The sequence below is a fragment of the Sorangium sp. So ce327 genome (assembly GCF_051530205.1).
Lineage (GTDB): Bacteria > Myxococcota_A > Polyangia > Polyangiales > Polyangiaceae > Sorangium > Sorangium cellulosum_B.
This window is the reverse complement of the sequence record NZ_CP150330.1, coordinates 9,517,682-9,534,539: the sequence shown is the minus strand read 5'-3', so window position 1 is coordinate 9,534,539 and position 16,858 is coordinate 9,517,682. Positions and strand designations below refer to the sequence as shown.

Sequence of the window (16,858 nt, the reverse complement as noted above, 5' to 3'; positions counted from 1 at the left end):
CCCACGTGACGCGTAGGACGCCTGCGCATGCCCTCTAGGGAACGGCGTAGGACGGATCGCCCGCGAGCACCTTGGCGACCAGACCGCGCACCTCGAAGCGCTCGCGGCACAGGTCGAAGGGGAAGTTGAGGACGCCGGCGCGGCAGACCGGGATGCCGATCGCGGCGTCGGCTTCGGGGCCGAGGAGCTCGATCAGGGGGGCCAAGCCCGGTGTGTAAGCGTAGGAAGCGTCGCGGCGCGAGACGGCTCGGAGGAAGAGCAAAGGGGCGCCGGCAGCCCAGAAACGAATGAACCCGTCCTCCGAGGAGGAGGCGAGCACCTTGCCGTGCGGCGAGAACGCGACGGCCGTGACGGCGCCCGTGTGCCCCTCGAGTAGGCTCCTCTGCGCGCCTGTCGCGATGCTCCAGAGGCGCACTGTCTGGTCGGTCGAGCCCGAGGCGAGGGTGGTGCCATCCGGCGAGAACGCGATGGTCGTGACGTCGCCCGTGTGCCCTTTGAGCTTGCGCTCCTCGCGCCCTGTCGCGGTGCTCCAGAGCCGCACGGTCTCGTCCGCGGAGCCCGAGGCGAGCGTCTGGCCGTCCGGTGAGAACGCGACGGCCGCGACCGAGCGGGTGTGCCCTTCGAGCTTGCGGTTCTCGCGCCCTGTCGCGGTGCTCCAGACCCGCACGGCACGATCCTCGGCGCCCGAGGCGAGGGTCCGGCCGTCCGGCGAGAACGCGACGGACCGAACCTCGAGCAGCCCTGGCACACGGGCGCGCTGCTCGGCCGCCATCTCACAGGGGGACAGCTCCGGAGGTTCGGCCGGAGCGGAGACGGACGCAGGCGCAGGCGGCGGCGTGACGACGGCAAAGGCGGCCGGAGCCTGCGACCGGCTCGCGCTGCCATCACCGGAAGCGCAGGCGCAGAGCGCGGCGGCCGCGAGACACGCCAGGACGGGGGGCACCAGCGCGCGAGTCGGGCGAACCACGCTGGCCAGCGTAGACGCCCCGTGGCGCACGCCGTCGAGAAAGCCGCCAGCGCGGGAGCCCCATGCGAGGGCCGAGCACCCCGCTGTCGATGTGGCCACCCTCCGTCGTTGCGATCATCTAGCCGTGCAGCCGACCCCAGCAGTTCCCTGAGCCCGTCCCTCCCGCAATCGGCGCCGCAGCGCCGCCGTGCAGCCCGCCGCGGTTCGCCGCCCCGACGAACGCGCGTGCCACCGCTGTCGCATCTCCTCCTCTCTTCTGCTCCGCCAGTGCTCGACTCCACCCTCCCTCACGCTCACGCGCCGCGCGCGGCCGCCGCCCGCGACGATCGGGCCTCCCGCCCGAGCCACGGCCCCGTCCCCGAGCCCATTTACCCATTTGGGAAACGCTCCTGTTACCTTGGGCAGCGCTCCGCAGCGCACTGCGGGCGCAGGTTCGACGGCAGCGCCGGCACGCCGGCCCCTTGCACCACCGCCAGCCGAGGTCCGGATCCACATGCAGCAGGACACGAAGAGCGCGCGCGTCTCGTTCCGTATCGACAACCTCGAAGCCGCGCTCGAGCAGGGGATCGACAACGAGGCGGCCGCGCTCGACGTGCTCGTGGCCGCGGCGGCCAAGGGGAGCCTGCACCCGGAGCTGTGGGCGAAGCTCCACGAGGCCTCCGCCCGCCACGACCGGTTCTCCGAGCTCGCGTTCGCCTACGAGCGCCTCGTCGGCGAGCGGCGGTTCGGGATGCTCCCGCAGGCCGCCCAGGCCGAGGTCCTCGTGCGCGCCGCCGAGTTCCTCGCCGACTCCTTCGGCGACCCCGGCGGCGCTCGCCCCTACCTCGAGCGGGCGCTCGCCGTGCTGCCCTCGCACCAGGAGGCGTTCTTCCGGCTCGAGCGCGTCCTCCAGGAGGCGAACGAGCCGGCGAAGCTCGCGGACCTCTACGCCCTCGCGGCGGGCCACCGCGCGGACCGCGCCGAGCAGCTGTCGCTGCTCCGCCGCGCGTTCGAGCTCGTCGACGTCAACGCAAACGGCGCGAGCGACGAGGAGCGCGCGATCAAGCTGCTCCAGCAGATCCTCAAGGTCGACCCCGGCGACGCCTCGGCGCGCTGGGAGCTCGAGGCGCGCTACGCGCGCGCCGGGCGGAACCAGGAGATCGCGAGGATGCTCGAGCAGGCGCTCACCGCGGAGGCGCCGCCGCCCGACGCGCTCGAGATCCGCGCGCGGCTCATCGACCTCTACAGCGGCCCGCTCAAGGAGCTCGAGCGGGCGCTGCCCCATGTCGAGGAGGTGCTCGCGCAGAGCCCGGACCACGAGGCCGCCCTCCGCGCCGGTGAGGCCCTGCTCGCGCGCAAGACCGTGCTCGTGCGCGCGGCCGCGGCGCTCGAGGCGGCCCACGCGCGCCGCGGGGACGCGGAGGAGGCGGCGCGGATGATGGCCCTCCAGATCGAGAACCTGCGCGGGCCGCGCCGCGTCGAGGTGCAGAAGCGGCTCGTCGAGCTGCAGTTCCAGCGGCTCGGCGATCTCGCGTCGGCGTTCTCGCTGTCGGAGCAGATCCTCGCAGTCGACCCGTCCGACGAGGCGGTGCGCGAGCGCTTCGTCGCGCTCGCGTCGGCGCTCGACCGCCAGGCCGACGCGGCGCGCGTGCTCGTGCGCGCGTCGGCCGGCGCCAAGGACAAGCCGCTCAAGGCCCGCGTCGCCGCCGAGCTCGGCGAGCTGTACGAGGGCCTCGGGGACGGCAGGAAGGCGCGCGCGTCGTTCCAGCAGGCGCTCGACGGCGAGCCCGACGACGCGGCCGCGCGGCGCGCGGCCCGCGGGCTCGCGAAGCTCTGCGAGCGCGAGCGCGACGCGCGCGGGCTCGCGGGCGCGCTCGAGCGGCTCGCCGGGGCCGAGCCGGAGGCCGAGGCGCGCGAGGCCGCGGCGGAGCGGCTCGCGCGCCTCTACGAGGAGGAGCTCGGCGACGCCGCGGGCGCGATCGCGGCCTACCGCAGGCTCGCGGAGTCGGGCTCCTCGCGCGAGCCGGGCGCGCTCGCGGCGCTCGAGCGGCTGTACGAGGCCACCTCGGCGCACGAGGGCCTCGCGTGGGTCCTCGAGCGGCGCGCCGAGGCGGAGCCGGACCGCCGCGCGGCGCGGGAGCTCGCCTTCCGCGCGGCCGAGCTGCGCACCCGGCTCGCGGATCTGCCCGCCGCCGTCGCCGCCTGGCGCCGCTACCTCGCGGCGTTCGGGGCGTCGCGCGAGGCGCACGCGCGGCTCATCCCGCTGCTCGAGCAGGAGCGGCGCTGGGCCGAGCTCGAGGCGCTCCTCGAGGCCGAGGCCGAGCTCGCGGCCGGGCAGGACCGCGCCTCGGTGCTCGCCCGGATCGGCGCGGTCCGCATGGCGCGGCTCGACGATCCGGCCGGCGCGATCGCCGCGTACCGCGAGGCGCTCGCGCTCGATCCGACCGACCGATCGAGCCGGCTCGCGGTCGAGAAGATGCTGGGCGCGCCCCCGGGCAACGGCGCCGCCGCCGCGGAATCGTCGCGGCAGAGCTCCCACCTGCTGCTGACCGACGATCAGCGGCTCGCGGCCTGCGCGGTGCTGGAGCCGATCGCGCGGGCAGAGAAGGCGGCGCCGCTGCTCGTGCGCGTGCTCGAGACGAAGGCGGAGCTCGGGCCCGTCGTGTGGGCCCCCGGCGCGTCCGCGCCGGCGCCGGCCGACGTGTCGGGCAGGCTCGCGGCGCTCGAGGAGGCGGCCTCCGTGGCCGAGCGCGAGCTCAGGGACCCGAAGAAGGCGCTCGATCTTTCGGCGCGCGGGCTCTCGCTCGCGACCGCGCACGCGCCGGAGCGGCTCGCGCGGTGGGTCGCCGAGGTCGAGCGGCTGACGGAGCACGGCAGCGAGTCCGCGCGCCGCGCGCCGGCGCTCGCGGGGGCGCTCGGGGATCGCGCCGTGGACAGCCCGGCGCTGTCGCACCTCGCGCGGCGCGCGGGCGAGGCGCTGCTCGCGAGCGGCGACGTGACGCAGGCGCTCGCCCTCTACCGCCGCGCGCTCGCCTTCGAGCCCTCGTCGCTCGATCTCATCGCCCGCGTGGACGCGCTCCTGCGCGAGCAGGGCAGCCCCGAGGAGCGGCTCGCGCTCTACCGCGAGGCGCTCGCGCAGCCGTGCGCGCCCGCGCGGCGGCGCGAGCTCCTGCACGCGATCGGCACCATCCAGCGCCGCGACGTCGGCGACCTCGCCGGGGCGGCCGCGACGTACCGCGCGGCCATCGAGGACGACCCGGGCGACGACGCGGCGTACGAGGCGCTGCTCGAGACGTACGCGGCGGGCAACGCGTGGGGCGCGCTCTACGGCGCGCTGGCCGAGCGGCTCCCGGGCGTGGCGCCCGACGCGCGCGTCGCCCACGAGCTGCGCATGGCGGACGCGGCCGCGAGGGGCGGGGAGGTCCCGAGCGCGGTCGCGCACTACCGCGCGATCCTCTCGAGCGGCGCGGCGCTCGACGGCGCCGCCCTCTCCGCGATGGAGGCGCTCGCGCTGTCCGCGGGCGATCCGGCGCTGCTCCGCGAGGTGCTCGAGCGGCGCGTCGCCGCCGCGGGCGATCCCCAGGACGAGGCGCTCGGGCTGGAGCGCCTCGGCGAGCTCGCGGCGTTCGGCATCCGCGTCGCGGGCGCGCCCGACGCGCCCGACGCCGCGCGCGCGGCGGACGCCCCGGCGGCGCAGGCCGCTCCGGGCGATCTCGACGCCGCGGTGACGGCCTGGCAGCGCGCCGCCGGGCTCGCCGAGGGGCCGCTCGCGGATCCGGAGCGCGCGCAGAAGCTCTACGAGCGCGTGCTCTCCGTCGCGCCGAAGCACCGCGACGCCGCCGCCCGCCTCGCGGCGCTCTACCGCGGGCAGGGGGCCTGGGCCCGGCTCGCGGCCGTCTGCGAGGTCCTGATCGAGACGGCGACGTCCGACGACGAGGCGCTCGCCGCGCTCGCGGCGCTCGAGGACGCGGCGATCCGGGCGCGCGCGACGTCGCGCTTCGTCGACGCCGCGCTCGATCTGCGCGATCGCATGAGGGCCGAGGGGGAGGGGAGCGCGGCCGCCGGCAAGGCGGCGGCGCGCGCCCGGGCGATCGAGGCGGCGCTCGCGCGCGTGCTCGCCGCCGATCCCGAGCGGCAGGACGACGCCGCGTCCGTCTACCGGCGCCTGCTCTCGCCCCAGGACGACGGCGACGCCGCGCCGGGCGCGCTCGACGCGGCCGCGCTGGAGGCGTTCCGCGCGTTCCTGGCGCAGAGCCCCGACACGCTCGCGCGCCGCGTGGACCGGCGCTGGCTCTTCACGCTCCTCGTGGAGCGCGGGCACGAGGGAGAGCGCCCGAGGGCGCTCTCCGCGTGGGCCGCGTGGGAAGAGGAGATCGGCAACCGCGCGGCGGCCGCGGCGCTCTACGCCCGCCTGCTCGAGGCGGATCCCGAGAACGACGACGCGCTCGCGGCGCGGGGGCGCCTCCTCGCCGAGGTGGGCGATCACGAGGGCGCGGCGGAGGTGCTCGCGGCGCGCCGCGACCGGAGCCAGGGCAGCGCGCGCGTCGCGCTGGACGTCGAGCTCGCGACGCTCCTCTTCGATCGGCTGGATCGGCCGGCGGACGCGCTCGACGCGGTCGCGCCCGCGATCGAGGCCGGGACGATCGAGCCCGCGGTGATCGAGATCGTGCAGCGCGCGCTCGGGCGCCCCGAGACGCAGGCGCGCGCGGCGCTCCTCCTCGAGCGCGCGTGCGACGCGCTCGACGATCCCGAGGCGCGCGTCGCGCTGCTGGAGGCGCTCCTCGCGAGCTCGCCGGCGGACGCCGCGCCGGGCGCCCTGCTCGACGCGGGCAGCCTCGCGGCCGCGCAGCGCGCCGCCGTCCGCCGCGGCTGGTTCGAGCGCCTGCTCGATCACCACGACCACGACGCGCCGCGCGGCCTCGACGTCGCCCTGCGCGCGGTCTCCGAGCTGCCGGGCGAGCTCGCCCTCTGGGATCGGATCGAGGAGCTCGGCCGCCGGGCGAAGCAGCCCGAGCGCGTCGCGGCCGCGCACGCCGCGGCGCTCGACGCGGGCGCGGGGCTCCCGCCCGACATCGTCGAGGAGATCGGCCGGCGGGCCGTCGAGCACCACGAGGAGTGGTTCGACGCGCCGGAGGCCGCCCTCGCGCTGCTCCGCCGGCTCGTCGAGCTCGTGCCCGGCTCGCTCTGGGGCTTCGAGCGGCTGAAGCTCGCCTACAACGCGGCCGAGCGCTGGGAGGACCTCTTCGCGCTCTACGACGGGATGCTCGATCGCACCTCGGCGGCCGACGAGCGCGTCTTCCTGCTGGAGGACGCCGCGGCCGTCGCGCGCGACCTCGCCGGCGACGGCGAGCGCACGATGCGCTACCTCGAGCAGCTCCTGCCGCTCCAGGGCGACGCGCGCACCCGCGCCGCGCTCGAGCGGCTCTACGAGCGGCACGGCAGGCACCGCCCGCTCATCGATCTCCTGTCGGCCGAGCTGCCGAGGCTCTCCGGCGACGCCGCGGATCGGCTCCGCGAGCGCGTCGCGCTCCTCTGGATCGAGGGCGTCGGCGACGCCGCGTCGGCGCTCCCCGTGGTCGAGCGGCTCCTCGACGCGCCCCCGGCGCCGCGCGCCGCCCGCGCGGCGCCGCGCCCCGTCGACGCCTTCGCGCTGCTCGAGCGGATCCTCGGGGCGCTGCCGGCCGAGCAGGCGCCCGCCGGCGCGCTCGCCGCGCGGCAGCGGTCGGCCGCGCTGCTCGCGGAGCACTACCGCGAGGAGGCGCGGCCCACGGACCTCGTGCGCGTGCTCGAGATCCAGCTCGAGGGCGCCGACGCCGGCGACCGCCCGGCGCTGCTGCGCGAGATCGTGCGGCTCCGCCGCGACGCGCTCGGCGACGAGCCGGGCGCGTTCGCGCGGCTCGCCGAGCTCGTCGAGCTCAGGCCGTCGGAGGCCGGCGATCGCGCGGAGCTCGCCGAGCTCGCCGAGCGCCTCGGCCGGCACGACCGCCTCGCCGAGGTCCTCGCCGCGGCCGAGCCGCGCGCCGGCGACGCGCGGCAGGCGCTCTCGCTCGTGCGCGACGCCGCGCTCCTCCGCCGCGACCGGCTCGGCGACGCCGACGGGGCGATCGCGCTCTTCCGCCGGCTCTTCTCGCTCGCCGAGGCGAGCGGCGACGCGGAGGCCGCGCGGGACGCCGCCCGCGCGCTCGATCGGCTCTTCGCGGAGGCCGACCGCGTCGCCGAGCGGTGCGACGTGCTCGACACGCTCGCCGCGATCGAGACGGACCCGGCGGCGCGGCGCGAGGCCCTCGGCGAGCTCGCGCGGCTCGCCTCCTCGCGGCTCGGCGACGAGGCGCGGGCGATCGCGGCGTACTCGGCGCGCCTCGTCGACGACCGCCAGGATCTCGCGGCGCTCGACGGCCTCGCGGCGCTCCTCGAGGAGGGCGGGCGGTACCGCGAGCTCACGGTCGTGCTGGAGCGCCGCGCGGCCGTGCGCGGCGGCGCGGGCGGCCGGCGCGATCTCGGGCGCGTCGCGCGGCTCTTCGAGCGCGAGCTCGGCGACGCCGACGAGGCCATCGCCACCTGGCGCCGCATCCGCGAGGAGCTCGCGCCCGACCCGGAGAGCGGGGACGCGCTGGCCGCGCTCTACACGCGCGCGGAGCGCTGGGGCGACCTCGTCGCGCTGCTCGAGGTCGAGGCGTCCGCGGCCGGCGCGCTCCCCGGCGGGGCGGGCGCCGCGCGCAGCGTGGAGCTCTTCCTGCGCCTCGGCGACACGCACCGCGATCGCACGCTCGCGTGGGAGCTCGCCGTGAAGGGCTACCGCCGCGCGCACGAGGCCGAGCGGGACGCGCGCCGCGCGGGGCTCGAGGGCTCTGGCGGGGAGGGCGAGTGGGGGGCGGCCGAAGGGGGCGAGCGCGCCGCGCGCTCGCCTGCGCCGCGCGCGGGGCTCGAGGAGCTGCTCGGCCGCATCGACCCGGCGTCGGCCGAGCACCGCGGCGCGCTGGTCGCCGCCGTCGGCGCGTTGCTCGAGATCTGCGCCGACGCGGACGACTGGCGCGGCCAGATCGCGCTGCTCGAGCCGCGGCTCGCCGCGGCCGGGACGGACGCCGAGCGGGTCGCCATCCTGAAGGCCTCCGCGGCGCTGCTCGAGGAGCGGGGCGACGACCGGGAGGGCGCCTTCGAGCTCGCCTTCCGCGCGTTCCTCCTGTCGCCCGGCGCCGAGCCGCCCGAGGGCCTCCTGCGGCTCACGGACCTCGCGGGCCGCTGGCGCACGATCGCCGACGCGCTGCCCGAGCTCGAGCGCCGCGGCGACGTCCCTGCCGCCACGCTCCGCGACCTCACGGCCCGCGTGGGCCGCTGGCACCGCGACGCGCGCGCCGACGAGGACGCCGCCGAGCGCGCGTTCGAGCGCGCGCTCCTCCACGACCCGGGGAACCGCGCCATCCTGCTCGATCTCGCGGAGCTCCTGCGGCGGCGGCGCGGGCCCTCGCTCGTCCCGACGCTGCTCCGGCTCGCCGCGGCGACCGGGCACGACCTCGCCCTCTACCGCGAGGCGGTGGAGGCGGCGCGCGACGCGGGCGACGCGGCGCGGGCCCGCGAGATCGCGGCGGAGCTCCTCGAGATCGCCGTGCAGCGCCTCGCCGACGAGGAGGAGCAGCCCCCTGCGCCCGGCGCGTGGCCGGCCTCGCGCGCCGCCCTCTGGGCGATCGACGCGCTCGTCGGCATGCTCGAGGGCGCGGGTGACAGGCCGCAGATCGTCGCGCTGTGCCGGCGCGGCGCCGCGCTCCCGTTCGCGCCGAGCGAGCGGCGCCGGCTGCTGCGCGTCGCCGCCGAGGCGGCGGAGCCCGGCGAGGCGATCGCCCTCTACGGCGGGCTGTTCGCGGACGATCCGACGGACGAGCCGGTCGGCGAGAGCCTCGCCGCGCTGCTCCGGGCGGCCGGGCGGCGCGAGGAGCTCGTGCGCCTGCGCGAGCTGCAGATCGAGGTCTCTGGCGATCTCGATCGCCGCGTCGCGCTCCGCTACGACGCCGCGGAGCTCCTCGCGGACGCCACGCGCGCGTCCGAGGCGATCGCGCTGCTGCGCCGGAACCTCGCGGAGAGCCCGGGGCACGGCGCGTCGATCGACAGGCTCGCCTCGCTCCTCGAGGCGGGCGGGCTGCACCGGGAGCTCATGCTGCTCCGCGAGGAGCAGGCGGCCGCGCGCGGGTCGGCGGACGCCGGCGCGGCGGCCGCCGAGCTCTGGCTCCAGGCGGCGTCCCTCGCCGAGCACGAGCTCAACGAGCCCGAGCGCGCGATCGCCAGCTACCGCCGCGCCGCGGACATCGGGTCCGTCGAGGCGCTCGACGCCCTCGCCCGGCTGCTCGCGCGTCGCGGCGAGCACGCGGCCGCCGCCGAGGCGCTCGAGCGGCTCTGCGCCGGCGCGGCGCCCGACGAGCTTCACCAGGCGGCGCTCCGCCTCGCGGACGCCTACCTCGAGGCCGGTGAGGCCGATCGCGCCCGCGCCGCCCTCGAGCGAGCGCTGCCCCGCGCCGCGCAGCCCGCGCCGCTCCGCGAGCGGCTCGCGTACCTCTACCGCGCTTCGGGCGCCTGGAGCGCCCTGGCCGCGCTCATCGCGGGCGACGCCGCGCGCGCCGACGAGGCGCCCGCCCGGCTCTCGCTCCTCCGCGAGGCCGCGGACCTCTACCTCACGCGCGGCGGCTCGCCCGCCGCCGCGATCCCGCTGTTCGACGAGGCCATCGCGCTCGCGCCGGACGACCTCTCGCTGCGCCTCGCGCGGAGCCGCGCCCTCTCCGCCGCCGGCAGGACCGACGACGCGACCGCGGCCCTGCGCGGGATCATCGCCGACTTCGGCGCCCGCCGCCCCAAGGAGCGCGCGCTCGTCCACCACGAGCTCGCCCGCGTCGCGCTCGCGACGGGCGATCGCGCCCGCGCGATGGCGGAGTTCGACCTCGCGCTGCGCGTCGACCCCGCGCACCCCGACGCGCTCCACGGCCTCGCCGGCCTCGCCCTCGAGGACGGCCAGCTCGAGCGCGCGCACCGCGCCTACCGCGCGCTGCTGCTCGTCGCGCGCCGGCCCCGCGACGAGGGCGAGGGGCTCGTCGGCGTGCGCCGCAGCACGATGCCGCCGACGCGCTCCAGCGTGGGCCTCCCGTCTTCCACCTCGTTCAGCCGGGCCGAGGTCCTGCTCGCGCTCGGCGAGATCGCGCGCCGGCAGGGGGCGCCCGACCGCGAGGCGGAGTACGTCGAGTCCGCCTTCGAGGCGGCGCGCGAGAGCGACGCCGAGCACGAGAAGCTCCTCGCCGCGCTGCGCGCCCGCGGGCGCCACGACCTGCTCGCGCGCGCCCTCGAGGCGCGGCTCGCCGGCCCTGCCGAGGGGCCCGCCGAGGACGCCGCCGCGTCGCTCGGCGAGCTCGCGTCGCTCTACGAAGGCCCGCTCGATCGCCCGGAGCTCGCGCTCTCGGCCCGCCTGCGGGCCCTCGATCTCACGCCCGGCGCCGGCGCCGCGCACGACGCCGCCCTCGAGCTCGCGCGCCGCTCCGGCCAGACGCAGCGGTACCTCGACCTCGTCGAGCGGCTCGTCGCCCGGGCGGCCTCCGAGCCGTACGAGGTCGCGCTCCTGCTCCGCTTCGGCCGCGCCCTCGAGCTCTCGCCGGCCGACCAGGAGCGCGCCGCGGCCGTCTACCGCCGCGCCGAGGCGAAGATCGCGGCCGGCGCGCCCTCCCACGCCCGCGCGGGCCGCGACGCGGGCGCCGACATCGAGCAGCTGTGGAGCTCGCTCGAGGCCATCTACGCGCGCCTCGGCGATCGCGCCGCGCAGGCGGACGTCCTCCGCAAGCGCATCGACCTCGCCGACGCGCCGGCCGCCCCCGCGGGCGGCGCGGATCGCGCCGCGCCGCGGTACCGCCTGGCCGCGCTGCTCGCGGCGGACGCGGCGGAGGTCGATCCGGCGATCTCGCTCCTCGAAGAGGCGCTCGACCTCCACGCCGATCCGGACCGGGCCGAGGCGATCCTGCGCGACGCGCTCCGCGCCGATCCGAGGAACCCGCGCGCGATCCGCCTCTTCGAGCGCCTCGCACGGCAGAGCGGGCGGCCGCGCGCCCTCGTGGACGCGCTGCTGCTCCTCGCCGAGATCGAGGGCCCCGGGGTCCTCGAGGAGGCCGTCCGCACCGCCCGCGCGCTCGGCGATCGCGGGCTGGCCGAGTCGATCCTGCAACGCATCGTCGGCTCGGGCGCGCGATCTACGTCCGAATCGTCCGAATCGTCCGAAACGTCCGATCCGTCCGGCTCCGCGTGGGCGCTCGTCGCGCTCGCCGAGCTCCGCGAGGAGGCCGGCGATCTCGCGGCCGCCGCGTCGCTCTGCGAGCGCGCCGCGCGCGCCTCGGCGCCCGAGGAGGAGCGCGCGCTGCTCCTGCACGCCGCGGAGCTCGCCGCCGGCCCGCTCGCCGACCTCTCTCGCGCGGCGCGCCTCTACGAGGAGCTCCGCGCCCGCGAGCCCGCCGAGCGCGAGATCTGGACGCCCCTCGCCGGCGTGTACCGGCGGAGCGGCGACGCCGCGCGCCTCGCCGCGCTGCTCGAGGAGACGGCGCCCCTCGTCGACGATCTGTCCGAGCGCTGCGCGCTGCGCCTCGAGCGCGCGCGCCTCCTCGCGCGGGAGTCGCCGGAGGAGGCGGCGGCCCTGCTCCGCGACATCCTCGACGAGGATCCGACCCAGGTGGAGGCCGCCATCCTCCTCGCCACCATGCTCGAGGAGGCCGGCCGCACCGACGAGCTCGGCGAGCTCTTCGCGCTGCAGCTCGACGCCGCCAAGGATCGCGCGGACGTCGCGTCGATCGCGTCGATCTCGATGCGCCTCGGCGCCCTCCTCGAGCAGCGCGGCGACGATCGCGGCGCGCGCGACGTCTACCTCGGGGCCGCGGACTGGGACGGCGCGAACCGCGACGTGCTCCGCGCGCTCGTGCGCCTCAGCCGGAAGCGCGACAGCGCGGACGACCTCATCGACGCGCTCGAGAAGCTCCTGCGCACCGAGCAGGGCGGCGAGGCGGCCCAGCTCGCCCTGGAGCTCTCCGAGCTGCACGGCGCGCGCGGCGACGACGCCGCGGCGGAGGCCGCCCTCAAGGCCGGGTACGCCGTCTACCCCGCGAACGACCGGCTCCGCGAGGAGCTCGCGTCGCGCTACGCGGCCCGCGAGGCCTGGCACGCCCTCGCCGAGCTCCACGTGCTCACGGCGCACGGCGCCGACGGCGACGAGGCGCGCGTCGAGTCGCTCTGCCGCGCCGCCGAGATCCTCCGCGATCGCGCGGGCGACGCCGCGGCGGCCGCCGAGCTCCTCGAGCGCGCCCTCCGCGTCGCGCCCGGGGATCGCGACGTCTTGATCGCGCTCATCGACGCGTGCGGCGCGGTCTCCGACCACGCCCGCGCGGCCCGCGCGCTCACGGCGACGCTCGAGGCGAGCCCGGACGACCCGTGGCTCTACCGCGCGCGGGCCGAGGTCCACGGCGCGCTCGGCCAGGGCGACCGCGCCCTCGCCGATCTCGAGCGCGCCTACGCGCTCGGCGGCGCCGAGTACGGAAGCGAGCTCGTCGCCGAGCTCGAGCGGGCGCTCGCGCGCGCGGACCACGCGGGCGCGCGGTCCGCCGAGGCCGAGGCCGCGGGCGCGCCCAGCGAGGCCGCGGCGGAGGCGGCGGGCGCCGCCTCGCCGCGCGCGCTCCGGCTGCGCCTCGCCGAGATCCTCGCGCGCTCTGGCGACGTCGAGCGCGCGCGCGCCCACCTCGGCGATCTCCTGCACGCCGACTCCAAGGACCGCGCCGCGCTCAAGGCGCTCGCCGGCCTCGAGGAGTCCGCCGCGCGGTGGGACGCCGCGAGCGCCGTCTACCGCAGGCTCATCGCGCTCGAGGAGGGCGACGCCCTCGTCGCCACGGCGCTGCTCCTGGCCGGCGCGTGCGCGCGCGCGGGCCACCTGGGCGACGCCCGCGGCGGGCTCGAGCGCGCGCTCCGCGCCGCGCCGGGCAACACCGAGATCCGCGACCGCCTGCGCGCGCTCTACGCCGAGATCGGCGCGAACCGCGAGCTCGCCGCCATCACGCTCGAGGACGCCGCCGCGGCGTCCGACGTGGCCGGCCGCTTCACGCTCCTCGTCGCCGCCGGCCGCCTGCTGCTCGACGTCGGCGACGCCGCGCAAGCGGCCGCGGCGCTCCGGGAGGCGCGCTCCCTGCGCCCCGAAGATAACGATGTCGCCCTCCTGCTCGTGGACGCGCTGATCGCCGCGGGCGACTCTAGGGAGGCGCGCGCTGTCACCGCCGAGCTCATCGTGGCTGCCAAGGGGCGTCGCTCGCGGCACCTCGGCGCCGTCTACCACCGCGTCGCGCGGATCGAGGACGCCGAGGGCAATCTCCACGAGTCGCTCACGGCGCTCACGAGGGCGCTCGAGAACGATCCTCAGAACGGCGAGATCGCCATGGAGCTCGGCGAAAGCGCGCTCGGGCTGGGGGAGGAGGACATCGCCGCGCGCGCTTACCGCGCGGTCACCCTGATGAAGATTTCCCCCGAGCCCGGCGACGGAGGCACGACGCCCGCCGCGCGGGCGCTCGCCTATTACCATCTCGGGGCGATGGCGCTCGCGGCCGGCGACCGCCGGAAAGCGCGCCTGATGCTCGACAAGTCCGTCTCGGAGGACGGCTCGCTCGAGGCGGCCCGGGCGCTGCTCGACGAGCTGCGCGCCGGCTGAGGGCCTGTCCCGCGCCTCTCCGCGGGTATGCCCAGGTCGCGGCGGCCGCCTCCGCGGCCGCCCCAGGCGGCGCACGCAGGACCGTGGAGCGCGCAAAACCGCGCGATTCCAGGCGTTTTTTGACGCTCTCCGGCCCTCGACGGCGCCGCGCCGCCGCCCTTCCCGGCGGCGGGTTGCCCCTCTGGCGCACCGCTCCGGCGCGGTCTTTCAGGGGTCCGCGCGATGCCCCGTCTCAGAAATCGCTATTTCTCCCCGCAGTTTTGTCTTTTTTTGTCCTGTGTCGTGTGTAAGGTTCACTGAGGCTGTGCGCGGCGAGGTGTCGCGCGCGAGCTCATGTCCGAGGAGAGTGCCATGGCAAGTAAGAAGACGGCCGGGGGCGGCGCGAAGAAGACGTTGAGCAAGAGCGGCCTGATCCAGGCCATCACCGAAGCTGCCGGTGATGAGCTGAGCCGCAAGCAGGTGAAGAACGTTCTCGAGTCCCTCATCACGATCGGTCATCGCGAGCTGAAGAAGTCGGGCGTGTTCACGCTGCCCGGCTTCGCGAAGTTCCGGGTGGTCAAGCGCCCTGCGACGAAGGCGCGCCAGGGGATCAACCCGTTTACCAAGCAGCCGATGACCTTCGCCGCGAAGCCGGCGAGCAAGTCGGTCCGCGCTCGGCCGATCAAGGCCATCAAGGACGCGCTCCTGTAGTCTTACGGGATCTCCCAGCGGAGCGCAGGGCGGCCACGGCGACGTGGCCGTTCTTGCTCCATGGACCATGGACTCGGCGCGCCATCGCCGGGGCGGCGGAAGGGCCCAACGCGCGCGGCGGGGCGCCCTTCCGGCGCCCCGGCGACACGCCGCCGCCGGGGGGGCCGGGCGGCTCGATGCCGCCGCCGCCCCCGCGGCGAGGTCAGCTCACTTCTTGCGGCTGTAGGCCTGGGCCGCCACCGGTCCCGAGCCGGTGCGCGCCTTGACAACCAGCTTGGCCGTCGCCGCGATGGGGAACGGCCATTGGTAGCAGCTCTGCTTGGCTCCGATGGCGGCAGTCGGCCCGGTGTCCGAGTCGACGGCGAGCACCGGTTTCAGGTTGAACGCAGCGAGCCCGGGCTGTCCTCCGGCGTTCAGGTCGAGCTCCAGCTGGACGTCCACCTCGGTGACGGTGGGGAGCGCCTGCGCCAGGAACGTGTAGCAATTGCCGGGCTGAAGCATGAAGGTCTGCCCCGAGGCCGTCTGTCCCTCGGGCACCACGCTGCAGACGGGCGCCCCTTCCGGCTGCATCTTCGGCGCCTCGCCGGCGGAGCGGCCCTGGAACATGGTCGTCATCGCGAGCGACTGGACTCCATCGCAGGGCGCCACCGTGGGCACCGCGACCGGGGCCAAGCCGGCGTCCGGGGGCGGCACGGACGCTGTCGGCTGCGGGGGCGGCGGCGTCCCGGCGTCCGGAGCGTCGTCCGCGAACTCCGACTCCTTGCTGCTGCCGCCGCAGCCCAGCGCTGCCACCGACAGCGCCAGGAGCACTGCTGAACCCAACGACCTACCCGTCACCGTCATCTGCGGCCTCCTCGCGCACAGCCCTGCCGCACGCCGCGGCCCCTCGATGGGACAACTGTGCTCGCGGCGCTCATACACCCGCCAGGGGGCGGGGGCTATGTGCGAGGCGTCTTGCGCGGCTGCGCCGGCGGCGCAAGCCTGCCGGCAAGCCGGCGCGGGCGTTCGACCTCTCGCGCCGTCGCGCCGCTCAGCCGCCGGACTCGCCCACGAACTCGCGCAGGATGCACATGCGCGCAATGAGCAGCGCCTCGGGTCGGATCGCCTGATCGAGGTACGCTGCAGAGTTCGCCTCCACCAGCGATTCGCGCAGCATTCCTTGCTCCAGGAACGTGACCGCGCGTCCGAGGTGCAGCCGCGCCCTGTCGGCCGCGAGCCCCATGCCGGCGCTCGCCAGCATTTCTCGTTCCAGGAACCACTGAGCAAACTCTCCGGGACGATCGAGCTTCGCTCGGGAGCCGTGGTCGGTCATGCCGTAGGCTACCTCACTTTTTGACCCGGGCCAGCCGCGCCTGGCCGCAATAACCCGGGAAATCATGGCAGAAGCAGCATCAATCCGTCGGATGGGCGCGATGAAAGCGAGGGCGTGCAACGTCCAAAGCGACATCCGGCGGACGGACCTGGAGCTCGGTTGAGCGGGCTTCGGGGGCGCGTCGGGGAGCTCCCGCGAGCCACCCGTTGCGTCGCGAGCCCGTCAGTGAGATTGAACGCGGCGTTCTGCCGGAAATTCGAGGAGGTTCTTTTGCTCCGTAAGATTGGCGTCCTGCCCGCCCTGGTCCTCACCGCCGCCCTCGCTGCTGGTTGTCAACAGCGGGAGGCGTCCACGCCGCCGCCGAACTACGCGAACCAGCCCCCGCCCGGCTACTACCAGCAGCCTGGATATCAGCAGCCCGGGTACCAGCAGCCGGGGTATCAGCAGCCCGGGTACCAGCAGCCGGGGTATCAGCAGCCCGGGTACCAGCAGCCGGGGTACCAGCCCGCCCCGACGCAGCCTGCCCCGACGCAGCCCGCCCCCACGCAGCCTGCTCCGACGACGACGCAGCCTGCCCCGACGGCGCAGCCTGGCGGCTTTCCCTGGCCGTTCCCGCTCCCTGGCCAGCAGACCGGCGGGCAGCAGCCGGCCCCGAGCGGCGGGAGCGGGAGCAGCTCCGGCAGCGCGTCGGCGATCGATCCGAACCTCGCCTCCGCCGCGACGATCCCGCTGAACAACCTCGCTGCGACCGAGGCGCCCGGCATGACGAAGGAGGGAGGGCCGATCGCGGGGCAGTTCAGCGCCGGACAGACCCTCGAGCAGCAGATCCAGCTGATGCCCGGCAAGTGCTACACGATCGTCGGTGTAGGCGCGGGGATCACCGAGCTCGACATCAGCCTGGTCGCGCTGACCCCGATCCCGATGGGCTCATCGGTGCTGGCGCAGGACAACTCGACCGGCGCGAACGCCGCGCTCGGCGGTCGGGGCAACTGCTACCGCTGGTCGCTCCCCGTCGGCATCAACGCCAAGTACATCGTGAAGGCCACGTCCGGCTCGGGCGTCGCCGCCGCGCAGCTTTACGTGAAGTGAAGCCGCCAGGACGCCGGGGACGCCAGGAGATCGCTCTCCCCGGCGTCCTCGGGTCTCGGCCACAAAAGCGCCGAGGACGCCAGGAGATCGCTCTCCGTGGCGTCCTCGGTCGCAGCGCCGT

At 76.6% G+C, this 16,858-nt stretch carries 6 protein-coding genes; 3 read left to right on the top strand and 3 right to left on the bottom strand.

Going from position 1 to position 16,858, the window contains the following annotated elements; translation table 11 throughout:
* Positions 1-34 precede the first annotated feature (34 nt).
* Positions 35-967 carry a WD40 repeat domain-containing protein gene (locus WME95_RS35715; protein WP_437903790.1) on the bottom strand — a complete coding sequence of 311 codons (933 nt, stop codon included), beginning with the start codon at positions 965-967 and terminating at the stop codon, positions 35-37.
* Positions 968-1,460: 493 nt separating this feature from the next.
* Between WME95_RS35715 and WME95_RS35710 the strand changes: the two genes are divergently transcribed.
* Both WME95_RS35710 and WME95_RS35705 read left to right on the top strand, forming a co-directional pair.
* A complete protein-coding gene (locus tag WME95_RS35710; RefSeq protein ID WP_437903789.1) occupies positions 1,461-13,646 on the top strand; it encodes a tetratricopeptide repeat protein in 12,186 nt (4,061 codons plus the stop codon).
* Positions 13,647-13,997: 351 nt separating this feature from the next.
* On the top strand, positions 13,998-14,336 hold the full coding sequence (locus WME95_RS35705; protein WP_012239209.1) for an HU family DNA-binding protein: 339 nt from the start codon (positions 13,998-14,000) through the stop codon (positions 14,334-14,336).
* Positions 14,337-14,543: 207 nt separating this feature from the next.
* Here WME95_RS35705 and WME95_RS35700 read toward each other — a convergent pair whose 3' ends face one another.
* The gene (locus WME95_RS35700) at positions 14,544-15,179 is read right to left on the bottom strand and encodes a hypothetical protein (RefSeq protein WP_437903788.1); all 636 of its coding nucleotides are present in this window, start codon (positions 15,177-15,179) and stop codon (positions 14,544-14,546) included.
* A 187-nt stretch (positions 15,180-15,366) separates the two neighbouring features.
* The gene (locus WME95_RS35695) at positions 15,367-15,648 is read right to left on the bottom strand and encodes a hypothetical protein (protein WP_012239207.1); all 282 of its coding nucleotides are present in this window, start codon (positions 15,646-15,648) and stop codon (positions 15,367-15,369) included.
* Between the two features lie 270 nt (positions 15,649-15,918).
* On the opposite strand from WME95_RS35695, the gene WME95_RS35690 reads away from it, so the two are divergent.
* Positions 15,919-16,737 carry a hypothetical protein gene (locus WME95_RS35690; RefSeq protein WP_437544069.1) on the top strand — a complete coding sequence of 273 codons (819 nt, stop codon included), beginning with the start codon at positions 15,919-15,921 and terminating at the stop codon, positions 16,735-16,737.
* Positions 16,738-16,858: the final 121 nt, after the last annotated feature.